The organism is Brevundimonas sp. UBA5866 (assembly GCF_002432125.1).
Taxonomy (GTDB): domain Bacteria; phylum Pseudomonadota; class Alphaproteobacteria; order Caulobacterales; family Caulobacteraceae; genus Brevundimonas.
In genome coordinates, this window is the sequence record NZ_DJFS01000070.1 from 118,735 (window position 1) to 143,363 (window position 24,629).

The 24,629-nt window shown below is 61.6% G+C and carries 24 protein-coding genes; 13 read left to right on the top strand and 11 right to left on the bottom strand.

What is annotated here, in order from left to right:
* The first annotated feature begins 27 nt into the window (after positions 1 to 27).
* Positions 28 to 915: a hydrogen peroxide-inducible genes activator gene (locus B3H86_RS08325; protein WP_292052845.1), complete on the top strand. Its 888-nt coding sequence runs from the start codon at positions 28 to 30 to the stop codon at positions 913 to 915.
* Between the two features lie 165 nt (positions 916 to 1,080).
* On the top strand, positions 1,081 to 3,663 hold the full coding sequence (gene acnB, locus B3H86_RS08330; RefSeq protein ID WP_292052848.1) for a bifunctional aconitate hydratase 2/2-methylisocitrate dehydratase: 2,583 nt from the start codon (positions 1,081 to 1,083) through the stop codon (positions 3,661 to 3,663).
* Between the two features lie 78 nt (positions 3,664 to 3,741).
* Here acnB and B3H86_RS08335 read toward each other — a convergent pair whose 3' ends face one another.
* The 3 genes from B3H86_RS08335 to acnA form a co-directional block, all read right to left on the bottom strand.
* Positions 3,742 to 4,464, bottom strand: a complete 723-nt coding sequence (locus B3H86_RS08335) for a hypothetical protein (protein ID WP_292052850.1) — start codon at positions 4,462 to 4,464, stop codon at positions 3,742 to 3,744.
* Positions 4,465 to 4,469: 5 nt separating this feature from the next.
* Positions 4,470 to 5,021 (bottom strand): Panacea domain-containing protein, encoded by a 552-nt coding sequence (locus tag B3H86_RS08340; RefSeq protein ID WP_292052852.1) that lies wholly within the window; start codon positions 5,019 to 5,021, stop codon positions 4,470 to 4,472.
* A gap of 161 nt (positions 5,022 to 5,182) precedes the next feature.
* Positions 5,183 to 7,882 (bottom strand): aconitate hydratase AcnA, encoded by a 2,700-nt coding sequence (acnA, locus tag B3H86_RS08345; protein WP_292052854.1) that lies wholly within the window; start codon positions 7,880 to 7,882, stop codon positions 5,183 to 5,185.
* A gap of 184 nt (positions 7,883 to 8,066) precedes the next feature.
* On the opposite strand from acnA, the gene ccmA reads away from it, so the two are divergent.
* Entirely contained in the window at positions 8,067 to 8,687 is a 621-nt protein-coding gene (gene ccmA / locus B3H86_RS08350) for a heme ABC exporter ATP-binding protein CcmA (protein ID WP_292052855.1), read from the top strand.
* Positions 8,684 to 9,349: a heme exporter protein CcmB gene (gene ccmB, locus B3H86_RS08355; RefSeq protein WP_292052856.1), complete on the top strand. Its 666-nt coding sequence runs from the start codon at positions 8,684 to 8,686 to the stop codon at positions 9,347 to 9,349. Before ccmA ends, ccmB begins: the two co-directional genes overlap by 4 nt.
* Position 9,350: 1 nt before the next feature.
* On the opposite strand, the gene B3H86_RS08360 is transcribed toward ccmB, so the two are convergent.
* Genes B3H86_RS08360 through B3H86_RS08370 form a run of 3 tightly spaced genes read right to left on the bottom strand, consistent with a single transcriptional unit; the run spans position 9,351 to position 10,842 of the window.
* The gene (locus B3H86_RS08360) at positions 9,351 to 9,983 is read right to left on the bottom strand and encodes a Smr/MutS family protein (RefSeq protein WP_292052858.1); all 633 of its coding nucleotides are present in this window, start codon (positions 9,981 to 9,983) and stop codon (positions 9,351 to 9,353) included.
* Between the two features lie 5 nt (positions 9,984 to 9,988).
* A complete protein-coding gene (locus tag B3H86_RS08365) occupies positions 9,989 to 10,219 on the bottom strand; it encodes a helix-turn-helix domain-containing protein (RefSeq protein WP_292052859.1) in 231 nt (76 codons plus the stop codon).
* 26 nt (positions 10,220 to 10,245) lie between these two features.
* Entirely contained in the window at positions 10,246 to 10,842 is a 597-nt protein-coding gene (locus B3H86_RS08370; protein ID WP_292052861.1) for a DUF2975 domain-containing protein, read from the bottom strand.
* Between the two features lie 428 nt (positions 10,843 to 11,270).
* Between B3H86_RS08370 and rdgB the strand changes: the two genes are divergently transcribed.
* Together rdgB and hemW are read left to right on the top strand one after the other, a co-directional pair.
* Positions 11,271 to 11,873: an RdgB/HAM1 family non-canonical purine NTP pyrophosphatase gene (gene rdgB, locus B3H86_RS08375; protein ID WP_292052863.1), complete on the top strand. Its 603-nt coding sequence runs from the start codon at positions 11,271 to 11,273 to the stop codon at positions 11,871 to 11,873.
* Positions 11,866 to 13,029: a radical SAM family heme chaperone HemW gene (gene hemW / locus B3H86_RS08380; RefSeq protein ID WP_292052866.1), complete on the top strand. Its 1,164-nt coding sequence runs from the start codon at positions 11,866 to 11,868 to the stop codon at positions 13,027 to 13,029. The genes rdgB and hemW overlap by 8 nt, the downstream gene beginning before the upstream one ends.
* A gap of 1 nt (position 13,030) precedes the next feature.
* Here the strand turns inward: hemW and B3H86_RS08385 are convergent, their stop codons facing one another.
* Positions 13,031 to 13,891, bottom strand: coding sequence for a metallophosphoesterase family protein (locus B3H86_RS08385; RefSeq protein WP_292052867.1), 861 nt, complete (start codon positions 13,889 to 13,891; stop codon positions 13,031 to 13,033).
* On the bottom strand, positions 13,891 to 14,853 hold the full coding sequence (locus tag B3H86_RS08390; RefSeq protein ID WP_292052870.1) for a diacylglycerol/lipid kinase family protein: 963 nt from the start codon (positions 14,851 to 14,853) through the stop codon (positions 13,891 to 13,893). Before B3H86_RS08390 ends, B3H86_RS08385 begins: the two co-directional genes overlap by 1 nt.
* A 135-nt stretch (positions 14,854 to 14,988) precedes the next feature.
* On the opposite strand from B3H86_RS08390, the gene B3H86_RS08395 reads away from it, so the two are divergent.
* The 3 genes from B3H86_RS08395 (at position 14,989) to B3H86_RS08405 (ending at position 18,172) form a co-directional block, all read left to right on the top strand.
* Positions 14,989 to 15,351 carry a glycine zipper domain-containing protein gene (locus tag B3H86_RS08395; protein ID WP_292052872.1) on the top strand — a complete coding sequence of 121 codons (363 nt, stop codon included), beginning with the start codon at positions 14,989 to 14,991 and terminating at the stop codon, positions 15,349 to 15,351.
* A 115-nt stretch (positions 15,352 to 15,466) separates the two neighbouring features.
* Positions 15,467 to 15,940 (top strand): OmpA family protein, encoded by a 474-nt coding sequence (locus B3H86_RS08400; RefSeq protein ID WP_292052875.1) that lies wholly within the window; start codon positions 15,467 to 15,469, stop codon positions 15,938 to 15,940.
* Positions 15,941 to 16,030: 90 nt separating this feature from the next.
* Complete coding sequence (locus B3H86_RS08405) at positions 16,031 to 18,172, top strand: protein-disulfide reductase DsbD family protein (protein WP_292052878.1); 2,142 nt, start codon at positions 16,031 to 16,033, stop codon at positions 18,170 to 18,172.
* Here the strand turns inward: B3H86_RS08405 and B3H86_RS08410 are convergent.
* On the bottom strand, positions 18,169 to 18,636 hold the full coding sequence (locus B3H86_RS08410; RefSeq protein WP_292052880.1) for a hypothetical protein: 468 nt from the start codon (positions 18,634 to 18,636) through the stop codon (positions 18,169 to 18,171). The genes B3H86_RS08405 and B3H86_RS08410 overlap by 4 nt on opposite strands.
* A gap of 127 nt (positions 18,637 to 18,763) precedes the next feature.
* On the opposite strand from B3H86_RS08410, the gene pgi reads away from it, so the two are divergent.
* Together pgi and B3H86_RS08420 are read left to right on the top strand one after the other, a co-directional pair.
* Positions 18,764 to 20,368 carry a glucose-6-phosphate isomerase gene (gene pgi, locus B3H86_RS08415; protein WP_292052951.1) on the top strand — a complete coding sequence of 535 codons (1,605 nt, stop codon included), beginning with the start codon at positions 18,764 to 18,766 and terminating at the stop codon, positions 20,366 to 20,368.
* Positions 20,369 to 20,746 (top strand): DUF4260 domain-containing protein, encoded by a 378-nt coding sequence (locus tag B3H86_RS08420; RefSeq protein ID WP_292052882.1) that lies wholly within the window; start codon positions 20,369 to 20,371, stop codon positions 20,744 to 20,746.
* A 54-nt stretch (positions 20,747 to 20,800) separates the two neighbouring features.
* On the opposite strand, the gene B3H86_RS08425 is transcribed toward B3H86_RS08420, so the two are convergent.
* Positions 20,801 to 21,226, bottom strand: coding sequence for a hypothetical protein (locus B3H86_RS08425; RefSeq protein WP_292052884.1), 426 nt, complete (start codon positions 21,224 to 21,226; stop codon positions 20,801 to 20,803).
* A gap of 245 nt (positions 21,227 to 21,471) precedes the next feature.
* Between B3H86_RS08425 and groES the strand changes: the two genes are divergently transcribed.
* Positions 21,472 to 21,759, top strand: coding sequence for a co-chaperone GroES (groES, locus tag B3H86_RS08430; RefSeq protein WP_292052885.1), 288 nt, complete (start codon positions 21,472 to 21,474; stop codon positions 21,757 to 21,759).
* A gap of 55 nt (positions 21,760 to 21,814) precedes the next feature.
* The gene (gene groL, locus B3H86_RS08435) at positions 21,815 to 23,461 is read left to right on the top strand and encodes a chaperonin GroEL (protein ID WP_292052889.1); all 1,647 of its coding nucleotides are present in this window, start codon (positions 21,815 to 21,817) and stop codon (positions 23,459 to 23,461) included.
* Positions 23,462 to 23,523: 62 nt separating this feature from the next.
* Here the strand turns inward: groL and B3H86_RS08440 are convergent, their stop codons facing one another.
* Entirely contained in the window at positions 23,524 to 24,465 is a 942-nt protein-coding gene (locus tag B3H86_RS08440; protein ID WP_292052891.1) for a LysR substrate-binding domain-containing protein, read from the bottom strand.
* Positions 24,466 to 24,629 lie beyond the last annotated feature (164 nt).

Consider the following 24,629-nt stretch of genomic DNA (forward strand, 5'->3'; position numbering starts at 1 on the left):
AAGCCGATGACCCCTTATGTCGGCTCTATGCTTCCCACCCTAAGACAGCTTCAGTACCTAAAGCTTCTGGCTGAGCACGGCTCTTTTAGCCGGGCTGCGGATGCGGCCCATGTGAGCCAGCCTGCCCTGTCCTCCGGTGTTCAGGAGCTGGAGCGTATTCTCGGAGCCCCCGTTGTCGAGCGTACCCGTGGCGCGGTCTTGCTGACGGCCGTGGGGGCAGAGGCCGTGCGTCGCGCCGAGGATGTACTGGCGCGTACAGAAGACCTTGTCGAGGCGGCCCGCAACGCAGGCAAGCCACTGTCCGGGCGTTTCCGTCTGGGCGTTATTCCGACGGTCGCGCCCTATCTGCTGCCGCAGAAACTGGGGCATCTGCGCGAGCAGTATCCGAACCTTCGCCTTTTCATCCGTGAGGATCTGACGCCGCGCCTGATTGCCGGGCTGAAGTCGGGTCAGCTGGACGCTGCGGTTATCGCCCTGCCCTATGACGCGCCGGGCATCGATCATGCGCACATCGCCGACGACGAGATTGTCGCCGCCGCGCCAGTCAACCACCCGCTGGCAGGCAAGGGACCTATCCCGCAGGGGGCCTTGAAATCGGAGGATCTGATCCTTCTGGAAGATGGCCACTGTCTGCGCGACCAGGCGCTGGCGGCGGTCAATATCGAGCCCCCCAAGGGCGAGGACGTCTTTGCCGCCACCACCTTGCCGACGCTGGTACAGATGGTGTCCTCGGGATTGGGTGTAAGCTTCCTGCCGCAGATGGCGGTCAATGCAGGACTGGCCGACAATCCGGGCGTCGTCGTACGCCCTCTTTCGGACGAAGGCCCCCACCGCGAGATCGTCGTCGCATGGCGTTCAGGTTCCAGCCGCGCCGCCGAGGCACGACTTCTTGCGGATGCACTGAAGATAGACTGACGGCTTCAGTCTCCGCATCTGGAGCCGTGCCCGTACGACGTACATCGAATACCGTTCCTGCGGCCTTCTATTGCGACCCTATTCTTTATATGGGAAAGGCCTCGCACGAATAATTTGGCGGCCTTTTGCGAGGCTGTCGGGGATACCACACACAGGTCAACGCTGATGCTGCAACACTATCGCGAACACGTTGCCGAACGTGCGGCTCTGGGCATTCCGCCCCTGCCGCTTTCGGCCCAGCAAACTGCTGAACTGATCGAACTGATCAAGGCTCCGACCGCCGAAGCGTCGTCGGAAGAACTGATCGAGCTGCTGGCTCACCGTGTACCGCCGGGCGTTGATGACGCCGCCAAGGTCAAGGCCTCCTTCCTGTCGGCTGTGGCCCACGGCGACTTCGAGGTTCCGAACCTGTCGCGCGAATATGCCACCCAACTGCTGGGCACCATGGTTGGTGGCTACAACGTCAAGCCGCTGATCGACCTGCTGTCGGACGAAGTGGTCGGCACCGTCGCTGCCGAGGGTCTGAAGAAGACCCTGCTGATGTTCGACTTCTTCCATGACGTGAACGAACTGGCCAAGGGCGGCAACGCCAACGCCAAGGCCGTGATCCAGTCGTGGGCAGACGCCGAATGGTTCACCTCGCGCGACAAGGTCGCCGAGAAGATCACCGTCACCGTCTTCAAGGTGACCGGCGAGACCAACACCGACGACCTGTCGCCGGCGCCGGATGCATGGTCGCGTCCGGACATCCCGCTGCACTATCTGGCCATGCTGAAGAACGCACGCCCGGGCATCACGCCTGAGCAGGACGGCGTCCGTGGCCCGATCCAGTTCATCGAAGACCTGAAGGCTAAGGGCCACCTCGTCGCCTACGTCGGTGACGTTGTCGGCACCGGCTCGTCGCGTAAGTCGGCCACCAACTCGGTGATCTGGGCCACCGGCCAGGACATCCCGTTCGTGCCGAACAAGCGCTTCGGCGGCGTGACCCTGGGCGGCAAGATCGCTCCTATCTTCTTCAACACCCAGGAAGACTCCGGCGCCCTGCCGATCGAAGTCGACGTGACCAGCCTGAACATGGGCGATGTCATCGACATCTACCCGTACGAAGGCAAGATCGTGAAGGACGGCGAGACCGTCGCCACCTTCGAGCTGAAGTCGCAGGTCTTGCTGGACGAAGTCCAAGCCGGTGGCCGTATCAACCTGATCATCGGCCGCTCGCTGACCGCCCGCGCCCGTGAGGCTCTGGGTCTGGCTCCGTCGACCGAGTTCCGTCTGCCGGTCGTTCCGGGTGACACGGGCAAGGGCTACACCCTCGCCCAGAAGATGGTCGGTCGTGCCTGCGGCCTGCCGGAAGGCCAAGGCATCCGTCCGGGTACCTATTGCGAACCGCGCATGACCACGGTCGGCTCGCAGGACACCACTGGCCCGATGACCCGCGACGAGCTGAAAGACCTCGCCTGCCTCGGCTTCTCGGCCGACATGGTGATGCAGTCGTTCTGCCACACCGCCGCCTATCCGAAGCCGGTCGACGTCAAGACCCACCGCGAACTGCCGCACTTCATCTCGGATCGTGGCGGCGTGGCCCTGCGTCCGGGCGACGGCGTGATCCACTCGTGGCTGAACCGCCTGCTGCTGCCGGACACCGTCGGCACCGGCGGTGACTCGCACACCCGCTTCCCGATCGGCATCTCCTTCCCGGCTGGCTCGGGTCTGGTCGCCTTCGGTGCGGCCACCGGCGTGATGCCGCTGGACATGCCGGAGTCGGTTCTGGTGCGCTTCAAGGGCGAAATGCAGCCGGGTATCACCCTGCGCGACCTCGTCCACGCCATCCCGTACTACGCCATCAAGCAAGGTCTGCTGACCGTCGCCAAGGCTGGCAAGATCAACGCCTTCTCGGGCCGCATCCTCGAAATCGAGGGCCTGCCGAACCTGAAGGTCGAGCAAGCCTTCGAGCTGACCGACGCCTCGGCTGAACGTTCGGCTGCGGGCTGCACCGTCAAGCTGAACAAAGAGCCGATCATCGAGTACATGACCTCGAACATCGTGCTCATGAAGAACATGATCGCCGACGGCTATCAGGATGCCCGCACCCTGCAGCGCCGTATCGACGCCATGGAAGCTTGGCTGGCCAACCCGAACCTGCTCGAAGCCGATGCCGACGCCGAATACGCGCACGTCATCGAAATCGACCTGAACGAGATCAAGGAGCCGATCCTGTGCGCTCCGAACGATCCGGACGATGCCCGCCTGCTGTCGGAAGTACAGAACACCCAGATCGATGAAGTCTTCATCGGTTCGTGCATGACCAACATCGGCCACTTCCGCGCCGCCTCGCTGCTGCTGAAGGGCAAGAAGGACATCCCGACCCGCCTGTGGGTCGCCCCGCCGACCAAGATGGACGCCTCGGAACTCACCAAGGAAGGTCACTACTCGACCCTCGGCGGTGCCGGTGCCCGTATGGAAATGCCGGGCTGCTCGCTGTGCATGGGTAACCAGGCTCAGGTGAAGGAAGGCGCGACCGTGGTTTCGACCTCGACCCGCAACTTCCCGAACCGTCTGGGCAAGGGCTCGAACGTCTTCCTGTCGTCGGCCGAACTGGCTGCCGTGGCCTCCAAGCTGGGCCGCCTGCCGACCGTGGAAGAGTACATGGCCGAAATGGGCGTCATCAACGAGAACGCCGCCGACGTGTACCGCTACATGAACTTCGACCAGATCGAAGAATACGCGGACCGCGTCGCTGCTGAGTAAGCCTCGGCCCAACGCCTAGCGATGAAATCAAGAAGCCCCCTCGGAGTGATCCGAGGGGGCTTTTTAGTATGATATTATCTACTTAGGCTCTGGAAAATCGAACAGATCGGGGCCGCGATCCTTGGGCTTACGCTCGCCCTTGTCGGCTGCCTTTCGTGCCGCTTTACGTTGAGCATGAATTTCGAACGCCTCGAGCAAGATGCCCAACGCTTCATTAAGTTCAGCGTGCGTCACTGTGCCCAGACTCGCGCTGTCCAGTATTTCCACTTCGCGGCCTGCGCGAGGATGCTTCTCGGATAGATCGACCCATTCCAATCCAGCATCCTTAAAGTCCCCGACAAAGAATGTTTGTTGCAGGATCGTGTTGAAGATCGCCTTTTGAAGCGGATCTAGGGTTCGGCCCTTCCAGCTCTGGGCCCAAAGTACTTGTAGGCGACCATCTTCTACCCAAAACCCCGAGGGTCTGACGGGAATCATTACGCCACTACCAATGGGGTACATAAAAGGCTCGGGTTCACGAAACCACGACACTTTTTTTGAGGAAGCGTAGTGAAAGAAGGCTGTCGTCAGATCTTTATTGGGAGCGATATTCTTGAGATGTTTCTCTGCCTCAATCTGACGCAATGCCCAGTCTAGGGTGCACCCTTCCATAAGCGGCTTGAAGAGCTTGCGACTTGGGTTGAGTGAAAAGGGGATCTTCGCGGCGTCTAATTTCTCCATCTCGAGGAGCGTTGCCTCGACAGTTGGGCGGATCAACGCCACAGCATGTTGAACAGATGGAGTTTTGCGAAGATCAGCCATATTAGTTACACGCGCCTTTTTAAGATATCACGGTAATATGATTCGGTGATGGAGTCTGGAATAACCATACCGGGCATTGGCTTCTGTTCAGCTGCTGTCCAAATCTGGTCCCAAGGGGCGCCAGGTTCGTGAGTTTTTTCAACTAGCCAGTAAGCAGACTTTGTTCCGTAAAACTTAGTCATCTGCTCGATGTGGTTGTACTCTTGAACGCTTAAATTCGACTGTACAGGAACGTCTTCGCCTGTATCGAAGTCAATTCGAGTCAGGCGCTTTCGTACAGGTTTGTCGCCGTAACTACGAAGTTGACGATATACTTGAGGGTGAACTGGGCCGTGCTGCCAAGCTTCAAACGCGGAATCTACTAGGGGTTCGCCATACTGGGCGAGATACCAAGCATGAGCGAAATATATGATTTTGTTCAAAGGGAGGTTGGATAAGGTCAGGCCGTTTGCGTCCGCCACGTCAAGGATAGCATTTGCAACTTCCCTAACATCCCTAGCCAAATTTTTAGCCCCATGACTCAAGGTCAGAACAAGATCATTAATACGTTTATACAATTGTTCGCGTTACGTTCCAATAGCTAGCTCGCACGTAATCGCAATCCTCTGTGGGAAGCTACAGAACTGGAATTCGGTGACGGCTAAGGATCGGCGATGAGGCCATAAAAAAAGCGGCCCGAGTGGGCCGCCTTTCCCAGACTAAGTTCTAGAACCTGATCTTATTTTGCGCTGGCCAAGTTCCGCAGAACGTACGGCATAACCCCACCGGCCTTGAAGTAGTCCAGCTCGGTTTGGTTATCGATGCGGCAGCGGACCGGGAAGCGGGCCATCTTGCCGTCGGCCGGACGGAACAGCTCGACCCACAGGTCTTGGCGCGGCTTCAGCTTGCCGATGTTGGCGTCGGTCAGGCCACGGATGGTGACGATCTCTTCGCCAGTCAGGTTCAGCTTCTGCCAGCCCTCTTCCTTGAACTGCAGCGGAACGACGCCCATGCCGACCAGGTTCGAGCGGTGGATACGCTCGAAGCTTTCGGCGATGACGGCGCGAACGCCCAGCAGACGGGTGCCCTTGGCCGCCCAGTCACGCGAGGAGCCGGTGCCGTATTCCTTGCCCGCGAACACGACCAGCGGACGGCCTTCGCCCTGATAGCGCATGGCCGCGTCATAGATCGACATCACTTCCTTGGACGGGAAGTGCTTGGTCACACCGCCTTCGATTTCCGGCGTGATGCGGTTCTTGATGCGGATGTTGGCGAAGGTGCCGCGCATCATGACTTCGTGGTTGCCGCGACGGGCACCGTAGGAGTTGAAGTCCAGCGTATCGACGCCGTGACCGGTCAGATAGGCACCCGCAGGCGAGGCCTTCTTGATCGCGCCGGCGGGCGAGATGTGGTCGGTCGTGATGGAGTCACCGAAGATGCCGAGGATGCGGGCTTCGACGATGTCCTCGACCGGAGCCGGTTCCATCGACAGGCCTTCGAAATACGGCGGGTTCTGCACATAGGTCGAGTTGTCGTCCCACGCGTAGGTCTGGCCACCGGTGACCTCGATAGCCTGCCAGTGCTCGTCGCCCTTGAAGACGTCGGCATAGCGGTTGGCGAACATCTTGGGCGTGACGGCCTTGCGCTGGATGGCAGCGATTTCCTCGGTCGTCGGCCAGATGTCCTTCAGGAAGACGTCCTTGCCGTCCTTGTCCTGACCGATCGGTTCCTTGGTGATGTCGATGCGCATCGAACCGGCGATCGAATAGGCCACCACCAGCGGCGGCGAGGCCAGATAGTTGGCCTGAACGTCGGGGTTCACGCGGCCTTCGAAGTTGCGGTTGCCCGACAGCACCGAGACAGCGACCAAAGCGTTGTCGTTGATCGTCTTCGAGATCGCCGGATCCAGCGGGCCCGAGTTGCCGATGCAGGTGGTGCAGCCATAGCCGACGAGGTTGAAGCCCATGGCGTCGAGGTCGGCCTGAAGGCCCGAGGCCGTCAGATAGTCGGTCACGACCTGCGAGCCCGGTGCCAGCGAGGTCTTGACCCACGGCTTGGGCGACAGGCCCAGCGCCTTGGCCTTGCGGGCCACGAGGCCAGCGGCGATCAGCACGCTCGGGTTCGAGGTGTTGGTGCACGAGGTGATGGCGGCGATGACGACATCGCCGTCACCGACGGTGAAGTCCTTGCCCTCGACCGGAGCGCGGGCAGCATCAGCGTCGCGGGCGAAGGTGCCGGTCAGGTGGCCTTCGAACTCCGATGCGGCAGTGGTCAGCTCAACGCGGTCCTGCGGACGCTTCGGACCGGCCAGCGACGGCACGACCGTCGAGATGTCCAGCTCCAGAACGTCGGTGAAGACCGGATCTTCCGAATTCTCGTCGATCCACAGGCCCTGGGCCTTGGCATAGGCCTCGACCAGAGCGACGCGGGCCTTTTCGCGGCCCGTGGCCAGCAGGTAGTCGAGAGTGGCTTGGCTAACCGGGAAGAAGCCGCACGTGGCACCGTATTCCGGAGCCATGTTGGCGATGGTGGCCTGATCCTCGATGGTCATGCCGGTCAGGGCGTCACCGAAGAACTCGACGAACTTGCCGACCACGCCCTTCTTGCGCAGCATCTGGGTGACGGTCAGCACCAGATCGGTCGCGGTCGCGCCTTCCGGCAGCTTGCCGGTCAGTTTGAAGCCGATGACTTCCGGGATCAGCATCGGGATCGGCTGGCCCAGCATGGCGGCCTCGGCCTCGATACCACCGACGCCCCAGCCCAGAACCGACAGGCCGTTGATCATGGTGGTGTGGCTGTCGGTGCCGACCACGGTGTCCGGATAGGCGACGGTCTTCTTGCCTTCGTCACCGGTCCAGACGGTCTGGGCGAGGTGTTCGAGGTTTACCTGGTGGCAGATGCCGGTGCCCGGAGGAACGACGCGGAAATTGTTGAAGGCCGACGAGCCCCAGCGCAGGAAGTTATAGCGCTCGATGTTGCGCTCATACTCGCGCTTGACGTTCTGGTCGAAGGCTTGCGGGCTGCCGAAGTGGTCCACCATGACCGAGTGGTCGATGACCAGATCGACGGGGTTCAGCGGATTGATCTTGGCCGGATCGGCACCAAGCTTGGCCATGGCATCGCGCATGGCGGCAAGGTCAACCACGGCCGGAACGCCGGTGAAGTCCTGCATCAGGACGCGGGCCGGGCGGAAGGCGATCTCGTGCTCGACGGTGCCCTTGTTTTCCAGCCATGCGGCGACGGCCTTGAGGTCGTCTTCGGTGACGGACACGCCGTCTTCGTTGCGGAGCAGGTTCTCCAGCAGCACCTTCATCGAGCGCGGCAGGCGCGAGATACCGGCCAGACCGGCTTCCTCTGCGGCCGGAAGGCTGTAATAGGCGTATTTCTTGCGTCCGACCGTAAGGTCCTGACGGGTCTTGAGGCTGTCAATCGACGGCATGTGAGGGTCCTCTGACAAATGCCGCCCGGAAATTCGGTTGCACCTTCGCGCGTCGGACGAAAGGGCACACAGGTCCCTTGCGCGCGCGGCGAAAGCCTGCTGCGGCGTATTGGCATATAAGCATGCCCGTGGGGCACGTCCATGTATCCACACACATGACGGGGATATTGAGAGAGGTTCGCAAGTGCTGGACGGTCTGAGGATTGCCGATCTCGCCCTCATGCGTGGCGACAGACTATTGTTTGGCCAGCTTTTTCTGGAGCTTAGCCGCGGAGAGGCTGTCAGTCTGACGGGCGGTAACGGGGCCGGTAAGTCCAGCCTGTTACGGGCTGTTGCAGGATTTATCCGCCCGGATGCGGGCCAGATCGCCTTTGTCGGAAACGGGGGCGAGGTCGAAGCCGCAGAGGCCCGTCACAGGGGGCTGCATCTGACAGGTCATCTGGAAGGCCTGAAACCCACACGCACGGCACGTCAGGAAATGGATTTCCAGAACCGTTTTCTGGGAGGATCTCCCGAGGGGATGGCGCGGGCCATAGAGCAGCTCCAGCTGGAGCCTCTGCTTGATCTGGAAACACGGCGTCTGTCAGCGGGGCAGAAGCGGCGGGTTTCGATGGCGCGTCTGATATCGGCACCGCGTCCGCTGTGGCTGCTGGATGAACCGCTGGCACCGTTGGACAGTGTCTGGCGCCAGCGGATGGGCACCTTGATGCAGGCGCATCTGGCCGGTGGCGGTATGATTATCGCGGCGGTGCATGACCCCCTGCCCTTCGATACTGTGCCTCTCGATCTGGGAGGGCGGTCATGAGCGCGCTGTTCAGCCTGTTCCGGCGCGAGCTGTCGCTGGCTTGGGGAGGTGGCGGCGGGCCGCTTCTGGCCTGCGGTTTTATGATCTGTTTTGCCGCCATGCTGCCGTTGGCCATCGGTGGCGATCAGGCCGGTCTGGCCCCGATTGCGTCGGGCGCGGCGTGGGTCGCGCTGGCGGTCGCGTCGCTGCTGTCGCTAGAGCGTCTGTTCGAGCGCGATCTGGAAGATGGCTCGCTGGATATCCTGTCGCTCGGCCATATGCCGCTGGAAGCTGTTGTGGTGGTAAAGGCTGTGTCCCAGTGGCTGGCCAATGGCGTACCGCTGGCGGTGATGGCACCGGTGGTGGCGCTGGCCCTGGGGCAGGATGCCGGATTGGTGGGTCTGACAGGCCTGACGGCGCTGATCGGCGGGCTGGGCTTTGCCTTTACGGGGGCGCTGGCCGCAGCCTTGGCGCTAGGAGCTAAGCGTGGGGGCGTGCTGATAGCGGTGATTGTCTTGCCGCTGTTTATTCCGCCGGTCGTGTTTGGCGCAGGGGCGCTGGCGCGTGCGGCTAACGGGCAGCCAGTCGGGCCGGCGATGGCACTGCTCGGGGCCTATGTGCTGTTCGCGTTGGTGATTACGCCCTTTGCAGGCGCGGCGGCGGTGCGTAACGCCCAGTCGTGATTTAGCGCTGGCGCAGCGTGACGTAGAAGGCGCCGTTGCCGCCGTGCCTCTGGTGGGCGATGGAATAGCCGGACACGATCAGACGCAGATACGGGCTGGCCATCCATTCCTCGAACGAAGAGCGGATGACGCCGCCGCCCTGACGGCCCTGTCCGGTGATCACCAGAACCGAGCGCATACCCCGCGCCTGACAGCTCATCAGGAAGGCGCGCAGTTCGTCCTCGGCCTCGAACCGGCCGAAACCGTGCAGGTCGATGCGGGCCTCGATCGGGTCGCGCTCTCGGGACAGGCGCTTCTTCCGGTTCGGCTCGATGATTTCCGGGGCGGGCCGCTGGACGGTCGCGCTGGGCAGCGGTCGCGCCTTCACCGGCATCACCGCCATGATGCTCTCGCCCGCAGAGGCCGAGGTGACGGCGGCGGTCTTGGCAGGTTTCCTGCGAGCCGCCCGCGATTTTACCGGCTTTGCCGGGGCATCGGGCTCACCGAGGATGGCGGCCATTTCGGCCAGAGCCGCTTCGACGGCATCTGGCGCTATGTAATCGGACTTGGTCGGGGATTTGGGCGTGACTGTGTGCGTCACCCGTTTCCACAGGCGGCGGTCGTCTTCGCTGGGTTTTGGCGGACGGCGGGCCAACCGCCTCAGTCTTCGACGTCTTGGGCGGCAGGACCGGGGATGAAGGCGAGCAGATCGCCGGGCTGGCAATCCAGTTCACGGCAAAGGGCACTCAGCGTCGAGAAGCGAACAGCGCGGGCCTTGCCGGTCTTGAGAATGGACAGATTGGCTACGGTCACACCGACGCGGTCCGCAAGCTCGGTCAGAGACATGCGGCGTTCTGCCAAAAGACGGTCGAGTTGGACGCTGATAGCCATGATTCAATGCTTCTAACGGTTATTGGTCAGATCGTCAGTTCTGTTTCGTGACGCAGACGGGCACCCTCGCGGAAAAGTTCGGCGAGCGTAAAGGTGATGACGATAGCGAGCGCGGGGGTGATCAGCTCACCGTAACCCGGAGCCTCCACGGCACCCAGGGCCAGCTTGTTGGCGACCAGCATGCGTGAGCCCCAGCCGCAGAGCGTGACAAAGGCCAGGACCGAACCCAGCAGTCGCAGTCTCACGATATTGGCGGGCTGGAAGGGATCTCCGATGAGAACCGTCCGGAAAATCTGTCTCAGGGCACGAAGGATGACGACCAAACCGGAAAGATAGATCGGCACCATGCCCATCACGAACAGCACAAGGCTGCGGGTCAGAGGCATCTGCCTCGTCGCGCCACCGTCACCGACGGAAATGCTGAACTTGTCGAGGGGAATGAAAATCGCAATCACGAAGACGATCACGAAAACCAGCGTCAAAGCGACCGAGATCGCAAAGGCGATATCAATCAGCAGCTTCAATGCTCGGGCCGGCAGTGTCCAGCCGGTTTGCCCGTCCAGCGAACGGGCAGGTGTACGTTTGCGGGAGAAGAAGCTTCGGAAGGAAGTTTGCAGTCCCATAAGGCGTTGATCCGCTGTGATCGGAGAAAGGAGCTGCGCCCCGGGTAATCACTCGAAGGACGCAGCTATTCTTTTCGCGATCTTTGGCACGTCCGTCAAAGCTCTGCTGCTATTACAGAGCTTGGATGATGCTGGACAGGGCTGCGACCGGCAGGGCAGCAATCAGGATCGTGTTGACGAAGATGTGGCCGATTTTGTCCATCATCAGGGAAGCTTTCATCGTTTGCATAACAGTCTCTCCAAAAGGCACAGGATTGTGCGTATGTTCTGTCGCGGGGTTTAAGCATGCCGTCTTGGCCTTGCTTGAGAACGTTGCGACCCGTCGTCCTTGAAAATGAACATAGTGAGACCGGCTTTCGAAAGCACGTTACATATCGTTTAACGATATTAAACTTTCGCAAGGTTCCAAATCGGCCTAGGATGGCATCATGAAACTTCGTCTTATCAAGGGGATGCGGCTGGTCGCTGCGACCCACAATCCTGGCAAGGCTCGCGAGATCGCAGCCCTGCTCGACGGAAATTACGAGATTGTCACAGCAGGCGAGCTGAATTTGCCCGAACCAGATGAGACGGAGAGCACATTTGTCGGCAATGCCATGCTGAAGGCACGACATGCTGCTGCCCTATCCGGTGAGGTCTGTCTGGCCGATGACTCGGGGTTGTCCATTGCGGCTCTCGACGGCGCGCCGGGCATTTTTTCCGCACGATGGGCCGGACCGACGAAGGATTTTGGCCTGGCCATGCAGAAGGTCGAGGAGCGGCTGGACGAGACTGGGTCCAAGGACCGCTCGGCGTGGTTCACCTCTGCCCTGGCTGTGGCGTGGCCGGACGGGACCTGTGTGGTGGTCGAGGGGCGCGTTGACGGTGAGGTCGTATGGCCACCGCGCGGAGACCGTGGCTTTGGCTACGACCCCATTTTCCAACCCGCCGGACATGAGCTGACATTCGGGGAAATGGAACCTGCGGCCAAGGACGCCATGAGCCACCGCGCCCTGGCCTTTGATCGTCTCAAGGCTGTTCTGATTGATTGAACCGGTTCCGGATACGGATGGGCAGGTCGCCCTCTATGTCCACTGGCCCTACTGCGCGCGGATATGCCCGTACTGCGATTTCAACGTGGTGCGCGACCGTGGCCGCGTGGAGGAGCAGGACGCCCTGGTTGAGGCCATCATCGCCGACCTGAGGGCGCAGTCAGTCCTGTTGGGGCCGCGCCGACTGGCTTCGGTCTTCTTCGGTGGCGGAACGCCCTCCCTGATGAAGCCATCGGCTGTCGCGCGGGTGCTGGAGGAGGCGCAGGCCCTTTTTCCCGTGAACGATCCGATCGAAGTCTCTCTGGAGGCCAATCCGACGGATGCTGAAGCCGACCGCTATCGGGCACTGGCCGATGCGGGTGTGACGCGGCTGTCGATGGGGATACAGTCTTTCGACGATACCGCGTTGAGGTTTCTGGGCCGCGACCATAGCGCCCGCTCGGCCCGTCGGGCGGCAGAGATCGCGGTGCGGACCATTCCGCGCCTGTCGATAGATTTGATCTACGCCCGTCCCGATCAAACCGTGTCGGACTGGCGTCACGAGCTACAGACGGCTTTTGATTTGGGGTTTGAACATATCTCGCCCTATCAACTGACGATCGAACCGACCACCGCCTTTGGCCGGGCCTTTGCCCGCGGGCAACTGGTCCCTCCGGACGACGAGCATGCGGCGGCTCTCTATGAGGAGACGCAGAGCCTGCTCGAAAAGGCCGGGTTCGAGGCCTATGAGGTTTCCAACCACGCCAATGCAGTGTCGGCCCGTTCCAGCCACAACCTGCACGTCTGGCGCGGAGGGGACTATATCGGCGTCGGACCGGGGGCACACGGACGTCTGACCACATCCACAGGCCGCACGGCCACCGTTGCCCATAGGCGGATCGCGGACTACCTTGCCGGTGTGGCGCGGCATGACCCCTGGCAGGAGATGGAAGTGCTGTCGCCTGCGGATGCCGATGAGGAGCGTGTGCTTCTGGGCCTACGGACGGTTGAGGGCGTGCCCATGACCGTACTGGCGCGTCTGGGGCTGGACGGCAGCGGCGGACCGGTGGCCGACCTGATCGGGGACGGCTTTCTGGAGAACGTTTCGGGCCGGATACGGGCCACCCCGCGTGGACGTCCGGTTTTGGACAGTGTGCTGAAGCACCTGCTGACCTAGGCTACATGCCCAGTGTATCCGCCTCGAGGGCGCCGGGGGCGTCGGGATCCGGCGCGGTCTCGTTGTGGCGTGTGTCTTGACGGCGTTTCAGCGTCCATCGCTCGCCATCGACAAAACCCAGTCCGTCCCATGTCACCACGGTGATGGTGATGCTGTGGGCATCCCATTCGATGCGGTTGAAGCTGGGGGGATAGCTGTCGCGTTCTCTCAGAGACAGGGTGCCACAGCCCACGGCGTAACAGGGCTTGCCCGACATATCGATGGGCAGGGCAAAGGGCACATGGACGTGGCCCGTGGTGATCAGATCCACACCGGCCTCGGCAAAGATGCGGGCGGCGCGGTCGCCTCTTTTGACCTCTCCGGTCATCGGGGCGTCGATCATCTCGATAAGAGGATGGTGACAGGACAGGATACGCAGGGTGTCGGGCGGGGTCTGCCGCAAGGCTTCGGCTGCCCTGCGGGTCTGATCCAGATCGATCACCCCCTTCGACCAGTTCAGCCGTGCCTGCCAGCCACGTGCCGTTGTCACCCCGCGCACCATCAAGCCCGGCGCGGTAAACTCGTGATCATGGGCCGGATGTCCGGTTGCGGTCTCGAAGGCTTTCCACGGCCAGAACAATCGCGCGAACACATCCCAATAGGGAACATCGTGATTGCCGACGCTGACGAAGACAGGCTCGGGCAGGGCCTTGATCCATTCGGCAGCGGCCTCGAACTCCGAGCGTTTGCCTGACTGGGTGATGTCACCGGTGATGAGGTTCAGATCGGCCTGATAGGCATGGGCATAGGCCATAGCCTCATCGACTGCCGCCTTGTGCTCGACGCCGAAATGGATGTCCGAGAATTGCAGTATGACGCCCATCAACCGGCATCTTCCACGGCTTGGGGTGACAGAGCCAGGGCTGTGAAAGCATGGGGCACGAAGCGGACTTCGGCTTCCTTGCCGACCGGCACGGTCTCACCGTCAATGACGGCAGGAATGCGTGAACGCCCCCACAGTTTGACCTTGCGGGTGCGGCGGGTATCCACGGCCTCGTCATCGCGCCAGTCATTGAACAGGGCGTTGGCAGCCAGTCGCAAGGCCTGGCCTGTGTCGGCGGTTTTCATCGCCGCGGCTTCCAGTCCGGGATCGGACTCATTGAAGGCCTTGGAGATCAAAGGGGTGATCAGAACCAGGGCTTCGGCCTTTTCTTCTGTCTTGCCATCCAGGCTGAAACGGATGCGGCCCGAGAAGGCCCGGCGGAAGGCCAGCCTGGCCTTGGACCACGCTTCGCCCAGCTTGCCGGAACGAATGGCTTCGCGTGCAGGCGCCCACAGTGCAGGAGCGCCCATGATGGCTGCACAGTAGAAATATTCCTCGCCGATGGCACCGCCTGCGACCTTGCGCGGCTCGCCTTGCTCCAGTGTACGCCGGAGGGCTTTTTTCCAGTCGCCCGTGCCGTAAAGGGCCTTGGGCAACATATTCATGGTGCCGCCCGGAAGGGTTGCGACCAGAACATCCTTCTGACCGGCCAGGGTGGCGACCGAGCGGGCAGTGCCATCACCGGCCAGTACAAAAAGCGCATCGGGTCGCTCGGAGATTGCCTCATCGATGGTGTCGGCAAATCCATCACCCTCAAGAATGCGGACGTCGGCGTCCACATCGTACTCGGACAGGATGGCTTTTGCCTCGTCCCCGGCGCGATTGCCCACACCGCCCGACATCGGGTTGATCAGCATGATGATCTTGCCAAGGGTGACCGCCGGGGTCAGCGTCGTTGTGAATCCGCTCCCGGAACCGGATGTCTGGTCTTTGGGGAGCTCTGGGTGTTCAACATTGGGCATCCGCAGCGAACGTTCAGCATCTGTCTAGGTTCCGGATGATAGCGGGGCTGTAATGCAGCATCGGCCGGAACCGGGAGCCGCCCGGATCGTTGGTGTCTAATCGGGGCTGCAACAAGACTGCGAGAGGATTTTACCATGAACAAGGCAATCATCGCTTTGGCCGGTGCCGGCCTTCTGGTCACCGCCTGCGCCAGCGACCCCTATTACGGTGGTGGCGGCGGTATCAACACCAACAGCCAGGCTGTCCGTCAGGGTGCCACCGGTGCTGCTCTGGGTGCCGTGGCAGGTGCGATCATCGGCAATAATGTCGGCGATGGCAACGCCGGTCGCGGTGCCGCGTTGGGTGCCGTTCTGGGTGGCGCTGCGGGCGCAGTACGCGGTTCGGCTCAGGACCGTAACAACCAGCAGCGTTACCGCGACAGCCAAGGCCGTTACTACTACTGCTACGATGGCCGTGAGCAGGAGTGCTATTGGGAGAACGGCCAGCGCCGTTACTGATGCACCGCTGAAGCATTGGACCCTTTGACGGGGTCTGCTGGAAAAAGCGGTCTCGGCTTGAGGCCGCTTTTTTCATGCTCGCTAAATATCAACTGGGTTCGAAGGAGGTTGGGGCATGACCTGTTCGCGTGAGATGAAACTAGTAGCGGTTCTGGCGACGGTTGTTGCCGGTGGTGCGGTGCTGTCGGCCTGCTCGACCGGAAGCAGCGGCTATGCCACGCGCGATGCGCTTGTCGCGCCGGTGAATTGCACGGACCGTTCGTTCGAGATCTATTTCGACGAGGGACAGGCGCGTCTGGCACCGTCTGCCCTGACACTGCTGCAGATGACCGGACAGCAACTGTCCGGTTGCGACATCCGCAAGGTCTCGGTGGTGGGCCTGTCCGATGCTTCCGGCGGCAGCAATGTCAATCAATCCCTGTCCGAGCGCCGCGCGCAGGCCGTGCGTGATGCGCTGGCTGCACAGGGATGGCCGGCCCCCGTGTTCGAAGTCTCGGCCGTGGGCGCTCAAGGTGCCCGTGAAGGCCAGATCAACGAGCCGCTTCGCCGTCGCACCGAGGTGCGGGCCGAGGCCGCGCCGCGCCGATAGGCCAAAGCCACGCGATAGGACACCGTGTCGACTGTTCTCGTCGAATTAGGGTCGCTAAGGCGATCCTGATCGGCGTAAACGGGATCGACCATGACCTCGCCTCTGAGACTTTTACTGATCGTCTGGATTGCGGCCCTGAGCTTTTATGCGCAGGCGACGGCGGCTGCTCCGGCCAAGGGCGTGCAACGTCATCCGCATATCGAAGCGGAACTGGTGCCGATGAGCCGGTGGATCACGCCCGGCTCTACGGCCATTGTGGCGATCCGACAGAAAATCGCGCCCGGTTGGCACACCTATTGGCGTAACCCCGGAGATTCCGGCGGGCCGACCGAGGCGGTCTGGTCCCTTCCGGACGGTTTCAAGGCCGACGGCTTTGTCTGGCCCCGACCCGAGCGCAAGGCCCTGATGGGGCTGATGAGCTATGTCTATAGCGGTCAGGTCTATCTTCCCGTGGCCATAGAAGTGCCCGCCGGTCTGAAAGCGGGATCCATCCAACCTATTTCTGCCGAAGTGCTTTTCCTCGTCTGTAGCGACGAGATGTGCATTCCGGTGGAGATGACGCTGGCGGCGGATCTTGAGGTTGGAGCGGGGGCGGCCCCTCTTGATCCTGTTCACGGCGCATCCATCGAAGCGGTGGTGACAGGAGCGCCCCGTGCCGCAGCGATCGAGGCCCGTGCCGCGCTGGTCGATGGCCGGGTGGTCATCAGCGCGGCGGGCGGTCCGCTGTCGAACCTTTCGCCGCGACAGGCCTATTTCTTTCCCTATGATCAAAGCGTCCTGGATCATGCGGCGGCCCAGAAAGCCGAGCTGGGGCCGCAAGGACTGACGTTCAGCGTTGTGCCGGGACGGGCGACCAAGGCCGGTTTGTCCGAACGGGTCAGTGGAATAATCGCGACCGATGTGGGGGCGTGGGAAGTTACCGCGACGGCGGGACAACCGATTGCCGGCACGACCGGCAAGGGTTTGCTGTCGACAGAGGTTTCTGTAAGCGACGTATCCGGGACGGGCTTTCTAAAGGCTGCCCTGTTCGCCTTTCTTGGCGGATTGATCCTCAACCTTATGCCCTGCGTCTTTCCGGTGCTGGCCATGAAGGCGGCGGCCCTCACGCGTTCCGCCCACGATCCGGAAGGGTTGCGCAAGGACGGTATGGCCTTCGCGGCGGGTGTGCTGCTGACTTTTGCGGTTCTGGCTGGAATCCTGATCGGCCTGCGCGCCCTTGGTCAGGGCATCGGCTGGGGGTTCCAGTTGCAATCGCCTGCGGTTGTTGCGGCGCTGGCCCTTTTGATGCTTGCGGTGGCGATGAACCTCTCGGGCGTCTTCCATTTTGGAGGAAGACTGCAGCAGCTGGGCCAGATGGGCGGTCAACCTTCGGGCGTGGCAGGAGCCTTTTTGACGGGGGTTCTGGCGGTCGTGGTGGCGGCACCGTGTACGGCACCCTTTATGGCGGTGGCGATCGGTGCGGCGCTCCTGCTGGATTGGCCGATGGCCTTGGGCATTTTCCTGATGCTGGGTGCGGGGCTGGCGCTACCCTATGTCTTGATCAGCTTCAGTCCGCGACTGCTGCGCGGCTTGCCCAGGCCCGGCCGGTGGATGGAGCGTCTTCGGAATCTGCTGGCACTACCCATGTATGGCACGGCACTATGGCTGGGCTGGGTTTTCGCGCGTCAAACCGGAAATGCCCTGCTCTGGCTGGGCGTGTCTGCGGCTCTTCTGGCGTTGGGTCTCTGGCTGTATGGCCGCGTGCAGGGCGGTGATGCGCGGCGTGGTTCGAGGCCTGGTTTTGGGCTTGGTTTGGGGCTTGTGGCCGTGGCCTTTGCGGGGGCGGCCATGATCGCGATGCGGACGCCAGTGCTGGCGCAAGGATCAGGGACACACTCGGCCCTGCCCTCACAGCCCTGGTCCCCTCAGGCCGTTTCGCAAGCCTTGGCTGAAGGGCGGCCGGTGGTGGTGAACTTCACCGCCGACTGGTGCGTGACCTGCAAGATCAACGAGCGGACAGCCCTGTCTTCGGACACGACGACCAGGGCCTTTGAAGAGGCGGGTGTGGTCTATCTGGTCGGGGACTGGACGCGGTCCGACCCGGCCATCACGGCGGAGCTGCAACGGCATGGCCGCTCCGGTGTGCCGCTTTATCTGGTTTACAGAGCGGGTCGTTCCGAACCGGAAATCCTGCCCCAGATTCTGACGGAGGGCGTGGTCATAAAGGCCGTCAAACAGGCCTCGCGCCCCTAATCGGTATGGGGAGGCGCCAGTATCACCTCCACATTGTCATTCAGTAGATAGGCGATCTCGTCGGCGGCTTGTCGCCTCTCGTCACCGTTGCGGGCCGCTTCGATCAGATCGAGTTTTTTGGGAATGTCTTCGGATATACCGCGCAGGATGCAGGTCAGGTCGCCGTCTGTACCACGCGCCTTCATCGTATGGTGGGCGTCCATATTGGCCTGCGCCAACCGTAACGCCCGTGTCTTGAAGACCAGGTAAGGTTGGGTCTGAACAAACAGATCCGCGGTGATCTCACTGGATGACAGCCATGAGCGTGCCATATCGCGCAAGGCTCCGGCTTCGAGGATTATGTCCCTGAAACCGGCTTCGTCGGATAATGGCGTTGATGAAACCGTCGCGGGTGCGGCTACGTTTGCTGCGGCGTCCTGTGGTGCAAATAGCAGCGCTGCTGCAAGTACAATGTTGCAACTCATGGTATTTTCCACTCCAACCCGTTTATGGACGGGTTAGAGTCCCCCTTTGCGACCGTTTCCCTGAAAGTCGCATTCTTAAAGTAACGCCGGTAAACGAGGGCTGAAACTGTTGGCTGAACCCGAGACGATCCTCACTGCGGACGACGCTTGGTCCAGGCTTGTCTCTGTGGCTATGCATGATCGCGAGGCCTCGATTGTTGACCAGTTCGACAAGGATCCGGAGCGCTTGGAGCGCCTGACCGTCTCGGCGGCGGGTCTGTACATCGACCTGTCAAAGCAGAGCTGGACCCGTGCGGGCCTGTTGGCCTCGCTCAACCTGGCGCGCGCCAGACGTGTCGAGGAATGCCGTGATGCCCTGTTCGGCGGCGAAGCCGTCAATACGACCGAGGGCCGTGCCGTTCTGCACCCTGCCCTGCGCGCCTCCGAGGACAAGGATTTCAGCGCTCTGGGTGTGTCCATCACCGAAGAGGTCCAGACCCAGCGCAGGGCCCTGAAAGATTTCGCGACCGGGGTGCGCAACGGCACTATCTGCGGCGCGACCGGCAAACCGATCCAGGCTGTCGTCCATATCGGTATTGGCGGGTCCGATCTGGGGCCGCGCGTGGTGTGGGAGGGCCTGCGGACCCGTTTCCCGACATTCCAGGTCCGGTTTGTCGCCAATATTGATCCGGCAGACCGGCAGGAGGCGCTGGCAGGACTGGATCCTGAAACGACCTTGGTGATCGTCGTCTCCAAGACCTTCACCACGCTGGAAACCATTGCCAATGCCAAGGCGGTCAGGACGTGGCTGGAAGCCGGCCTGCCCGAAGGGGCAGATATCGCCCGCCAGATCGTCGGCGTGACGGCAACGCCCGAAAAAGCCGAAGAGTTTGGATGTGGCCAGACCTTCACCTTTTCGGACTGGGTCGGCGGTCGCTTCTCCTTGTGGTCGCCGGTCAGTCTTTCGGTCGCAATCGCTCTGGGATGGGATGTGTTCGAACAGCTTTTGCAGGGCGCGGAAGCGATGGATGAACATTTCATCACGGCCCCCTTGGACCGGAACGGACCTGTGCTGATGGCGCTGGCGCAGATTTACAATGTTGACGGTCTGGGGCGTACGGCACGCTCTGTCGCGCCCTATGCCTATGTGCTGCGACGTTTTCCGGCCTATCTCCAGCAGCTGGAAATGGAATCCAATGGCAAGCGCGTGACCCGTGACGGCCATCCTATCGAGCATGCCACCTGCCCCGTCATTTTCGGTGAGGTGGGATCCAACGGACAGCACGCCTTCTTCCAGCAGCTTCATCAGGGCCCCCAGGTCGTGCCGACCGAGTTTATCGTCGTACGCCAGACCCATGATGACGGGCCCGAGCAGAAGCTATGGGCCAATGCGCTGGCCCAGTCCCGCGCGTTGATGGTGGGGCAATCGACCGAGGCCGCCTATGCGGAGATGCTGGCAGCGGGCCATTCCGAGGCCGAGGCGGCGCGACTGGCACCGCACAAGACCTTCCCCGGAAACCGGCCTTCCACCACGATTGTGATGGACCGGGTCAATCCCTTCACCCTTGGGGCGCTGATCGCCCTTTACGAGCACAAAACCTTTGTCGAAGGCGTGATCTGGGACGTGAACAGCTTTGACCAATGGGGGGTCGAACTGGGTAAGGCTATGGCCAGCTCGGTGATGAGCGTGGCGGCGGGCGGGGCCGATGAACTGGACCCCTCGACATTGGAATTGCTGAAAAGGTTGACCTGAATGTTTGTCGCGGGGGGATGGCAGCGGACCGAGGGTGGGGTCCTGTTGGTGGCTGCGACTTTGGCCTTCTTCAGACTGGACGGAAGCTGGCTTCTCTATCTCGGACTGTTTCTGGTGCCGGATCTGTCAATGGCGGCCTATGCCGTAGGTCCACGCACAGGAGCCGTGGTCTATAATCTGGCCCACAGCCTGATACTGCCGCTGGTCCTGATGGGGGCAGGCTTTGCGTTTGCGGCTCAATGGGCGGTGCTGGCGGGACTGGTCTGGTTGGCCCACATCGGTTTTGACCGCATGCTGGGCTATGGCCTCAAGTCTGCGCAGGCGTTCGGGATCACCCATCTGGGTATGATCGGCAAGGCCCGTCACCAGACACTGTAGCAATAAAAAAGGCCCGCTTTTTCAAGCGGGCCCTTTCAGGTGAGACGCTACGGATTACCAGCGACGGTCGTAGCGGTAGCCACGGTCATAATGACGGTTGTCGCGATAGCCACGGTCGTAAGAATAGCGGCGATCATAGTTGTAGCGGTCGCGGCTGTTGATGCCGTGCTCGCGCTCCCAGTGGCCTTGGTTACGGTAGCAGCGGCCACCGCGGTAATAGTTGCAGTCGCTGCGGTTATTGGAAGAGGTGGCACCGACGGCTGCACCGGCCAGCGCACCACCGGCGACATAACGGCCATCGCCATTGCCGATGATTGCACCGGCCAGACCGCCCACGACAGCACCGATCACGGCATCCTTGGCGGTGTCATTGCCGCGATCGCGGTCGTGATAACGCTGGGCCGAGGCGGGCGAGGCCATCAGGGTCAGGGCCAGAGCCGGGGCGATTGCCGCGACGCCGATTTTCGACAGGGTCTTCATGGGCGGGCTCCTTTCAAAGCCGGTGTTGAACTTGAGGACAGGTATAGCGGGGGCAATCTGAACGACCCCAAGGGCGTCCGTTCATTTTCCAGTCATGTTCAAAATTTCGGCGATTTTTTATTCGAAGCGCCCCTTGACCCCTTTTGTGCCGGTGCCTAACTCCCCGCCGTTAGCACTCGAGGGGGCGGACTGCTAAATCCCTCCCTCCCGCTGCTAAGGCAGATATTTAAACTGGAGATCATCAGATGGCGTTTCGTCCTCTCGGCGACCGCGTGCTGGTCAAGCGCGTTGAAGAAGAGTCCAAGACCAAGGGCGGGATCATCATCCCGGACACGGCCAAGGAAAAGCCGCAAGAAGGCGAAGTGATCGCGGTTGGCCCGGGTGCCCGTGACGAAGACGGCAAGCACATTGCCATGGACGTCAAGGTCGGCGACCGCATCCTGTTCGGCAAATGGTCGGGCACCGAAGTGAAGATCGAAGGCGAAGACCTGATCATCATGAAGGAATCGGACATCCTGGGCGTGCTCGCATAAGCACCCGGTTGTCTCGAAATTCCTTAGATAAACCAGTTATATAGGAGCAGAACTCATGGCTGCTAAAGTCGTACAGTTCAACACCGATGCCCGCGACAAGATGCTCAAGGGCGTCAACATCCTGGCCAACGCCGTCAAGGTGACCCTCGGCCCGAAGGGCCGCAACGTCGTGATCCAGAAGTCCTTCGGCGCTCCGCGCTCGACCAAGGACGGCGTGTCGGTCGCTAAAGAGATCGAGCTGGAAGACGCCTTCGAGAACATGGGCGCCCAGATGATCCGCGAAGTCGCTTCGAAGGCGAACGACAAGGCGGGTGACGGCACCACCACCGCAACCGTTCTGGCTCAAGCCCTCGTGCAAGAAGGCCTGAAGGCCGTTGCCGCCGGCATGAACCCGATGGACCTGAAGCGCGGTATCGACAAGGCTGTCGAAGCCGTTCTGGAAGAAGTGAAGTCGATCTCGAAGCCGGTTTCGAACAACTCGGAAATCGCTCAGGTTGGCACCATCTCGGCCAACGGCGACACCGAAATCGGTGGCCTGATCGCTCAAGCCATGGACAAGGTCGGCAACGAAGGCGTCATCACCGTCGAAGAAGCCAAGACCGCTGAAACCTCGGTCGACATCGTCGAAGGTATGCAGTTCGACCGCGGCTACCTGTCGCCGTACTTCATCACCAACGCCGACAAGATGGAAGCCGTTCTCGAAGAGCCGCTCATCCTGCTCCACGAGAAGAAGCTGACCTCGCTGCAGCCGATGCTCCCGATCCTGGAAGCTGTCGTGCAATCGGGCCGTCCGCTGCTGATCATCGCTGAGGACATCGAGGGCGAGGCTCTGGCCACCCTGGTCGTCAACAAGCTGCGCGGTGGTCTGCGCGTTGCTGCCGTCAAGGCTCCGGGCTTCGGCGACCGCCGCAAGGCCATGCTGGAAGACATCGCCATCCTGACCGGCGGCGAAGTCATCTCGGAAGACCTCGGCATCAAGCTGGAAACCGTTACCCTCGACATGCTGGGTAAGGCCAAGAAGGTCGTCATCACCAAGGAAGACACCACCATCGTTGAGGGTGTCGGCTCCAAGGACTCGATCGAAGCCCGCGTCGGCCAGATCAAGCGCCAGATCGAAGACACCTCGTCGGACTACGACCGCGAGAAGCTGCAAGAGCGTCTGGCCAAGCTGGCCGGTGGCGTTGCCGTCCTGCGCGTCGGCGGCGAGACCGAAGTCGAAGTGAAGGAAAAGAAGGACCGCGTCGACGACGCCCTGAACGCAACCCGCGCCGCTGCTGACGAAGGCATCGTCCCGGGCGGTGGTGTGGCCCTGCTGAAGGCCTCGAAGGTTCTGGCCAACATCGAAGTGGCCAACGCTGACCAAAAGGCTGGCGTGAACATCGTCCGCCGCGCCCTGCAGGCTCCGATCCGTCAGATCTCGGAAAACTCGGGCGTCGAAGGCTCGATCGTGGTCGGCAAGGTTCTGGAATCGACCGAAGCCACCTTCGGCTTCAACGCCCAGACCGAAGAGTACGGCGACCTCGTCCAAATGGGCGTGATCGATCCGGCCAAGGTCGTGCGTTCGGCTCTGAAGTCGGCTGCCTCGGTTGCCGGCATCCTGATCACCACCGAAGCCGCTATCGCTGATGCTCCGAAGAAGGCCGCTGCTGCCGGCGCTCCGGACATGGGCGGCATGGGTGGCATGGGCGGCATGGACTTCTAAAGAAGTCCATCAGCTCAAGCTGATCTATCGGAAGGGCGGGATCGAAAGGTCCCGCCCTTTCTTTATGGCCGTTGGCCGATTTCAATGCCGTGCTCGCGGCACAGCCTGGCCACGCGGGGGTCTTCGCGGGTTGTGGCCAAAGCCCAGTCGCGAAACCGGGCGATCTTGGGAATGGCGCGCCGGTTTTCGGGGTAACAGAGCCAATATCCGGCCCCCAGTTGCACTGTATGGTCGAACGGTTGGACCAACAGTCCCATTGCGATTTCGCGGGCGTAGAGGATCGGAGATCCCAGCGCCACATTCGCCCCGCTGATAGCGGTCGAGACTTCGACACCCTGATTTTCGATGAACAGTTGCTGTGGTGCGGGCGGTGATTGTCTCTTTACGCCTGCGACCTTGAACCATTCATCCCATTCGATGGCCTGGCCGATCAGGGGCGCGCGAAGAAGGTCTTCGGGGGATGACAGGTTCAGGGCCTTGGCCATGTCCGGACTGCAAAGCGGCGTGAAAACTGCAGGCATCAGCAGTCGGCTTTCGATACCGGGATAGCGACCCTCTCCGTACCTGAGCCCTATATCCATGCCGTCACCCGACAGGTTGGACAGGGTATTACCCGTCATAACCTTTACCGCCAGATCAGGATTGGCCAGCTGGAATTGGCCCAGCCGGGTCGCCAGCCATTGGGTGGCGATGGTCTGGAGCGTGGTAACGCTGAGAACTTTATTGTCCAGCTCCATCACATCCCTGACGGCGCGGCGGAGCAGGTTCATGGCTTCGCCCGCCGCGTGGTTGAGGCGCTCGCCATGTTCCGTCAGTTCGATAGCGCGAGGGCGGCGGACAAACAGGGCATGCCCCAGCCGCTCTTCCAGATCGCGAATGCGCCAGCTGACCGCTGCCTGCGTCATGCCCAACTGATCTGCTGCCCGAGTGAAGCTGTTCAAACGGGCGGCGGTTTCAAACACCCGCAAGGCGTCGACCGGAATGTTTGAAAGCACGTCTCTCATAAGCCTGCCTTATGTATCCATCCAAAGGCTCGTTTGCCCGAGTAACGCCGTGCTGCCAATGAGCAAGGCGAAAATGGAGCCAAGAAAATGGAAGAACCCCACAAAACACATAAGGAGCCCGCATGGGGATGGGTCGGTGCCTTTATCCAGTCCGTGCAGGCCGC

Coding starts and splice junctions, on each gene's coding strand:
- B3H86_RS08325 (WP_292052845.1), top strand. CDS start 28: ATGCTTCCCACCCTAAGACAGCTTCAGTACCTAAAGCTTCTGGCTGAG.
- acnB (WP_292052848.1), top strand. CDS start 1,081: ATGCTGCAACACTATCGCGAACACGTTGCCGAACGTGCGGCTCTGGGC.
- B3H86_RS08335 (WP_292052850.1), bottom strand. CDS start 4,464: ATGGCTGATCTTCGCAAAACTCCATCTGTTCAACATGCTGTGGCGTTG.
- acnA (WP_292052854.1), bottom strand. CDS start 7,882: ATGCCGTCGATTGACAGCCTCAAGACCCGTCAGGACCTTACGGTCGGA.
- ccmB (WP_292052856.1), top strand. CDS start 8,684: ATGAGCGCGCTGTTCAGCCTGTTCCGGCGCGAGCTGTCGCTGGCTTGG.
- B3H86_RS08365 (WP_292052859.1), bottom strand. CDS start 10,219: ATGGCTATCAGCGTCCAACTCGACCGTCTTTTGGCAGAACGCCGCATG.
- B3H86_RS08370 (WP_292052861.1), bottom strand. CDS start 10,842: ATGGGACTGCAAACTTCCTTCCGAAGCTTCTTCTCCCGCAAACGTACA.
- rdgB (WP_292052863.1), top strand. CDS start 11,271: ATGAAACTTCGTCTTATCAAGGGGATGCGGCTGGTCGCTGCGACCCAC.
- B3H86_RS08385 (WP_292052867.1), bottom strand. CDS start 13,891: ATGGGCGTCATACTGCAATTCTCGGACATCCATTTCGGCGTCGAGCAC.
- B3H86_RS08390 (WP_292052870.1), bottom strand. CDS start 14,853: ATGCCCAATGTTGAACACCCAGAGCTCCCCAAAGACCAGACATCCGGT.
- B3H86_RS08395 (WP_292052872.1), top strand. CDS start 14,989: ATGAACAAGGCAATCATCGCTTTGGCCGGTGCCGGCCTTCTGGTCACC.
- B3H86_RS08400 (WP_292052875.1), top strand. CDS start 15,467: ATGACCTGTTCGCGTGAGATGAAACTAGTAGCGGTTCTGGCGACGGTT.
- B3H86_RS08405 (WP_292052878.1), top strand. CDS start 16,031: ATGACCTCGCCTCTGAGACTTTTACTGATCGTCTGGATTGCGGCCCTG.
- B3H86_RS08410 (WP_292052880.1), bottom strand. CDS start 18,636: ATGAGTTGCAACATTGTACTTGCAGCAGCGCTGCTATTTGCACCACAG.
- B3H86_RS08420 (WP_292052882.1), top strand. CDS start 20,369: ATGTTTGTCGCGGGGGGATGGCAGCGGACCGAGGGTGGGGTCCTGTTG.
- B3H86_RS08425 (WP_292052884.1), bottom strand. CDS start 21,226: ATGAAGACCCTGTCGAAAATCGGCGTCGCGGCAATCGCCCCGGCTCTG.
- groES (WP_292052885.1), top strand. CDS start 21,472: ATGGCGTTTCGTCCTCTCGGCGACCGCGTGCTGGTCAAGCGCGTTGAA.
- groL (WP_292052889.1), top strand. CDS start 21,815: ATGGCTGCTAAAGTCGTACAGTTCAACACCGATGCCCGCGACAAGATG.
- B3H86_RS08440 (WP_292052891.1), bottom strand. CDS start 24,465: ATGAGAGACGTGCTTTCAAACATTCCGGTCGACGCCTTGCGGGTGTTT.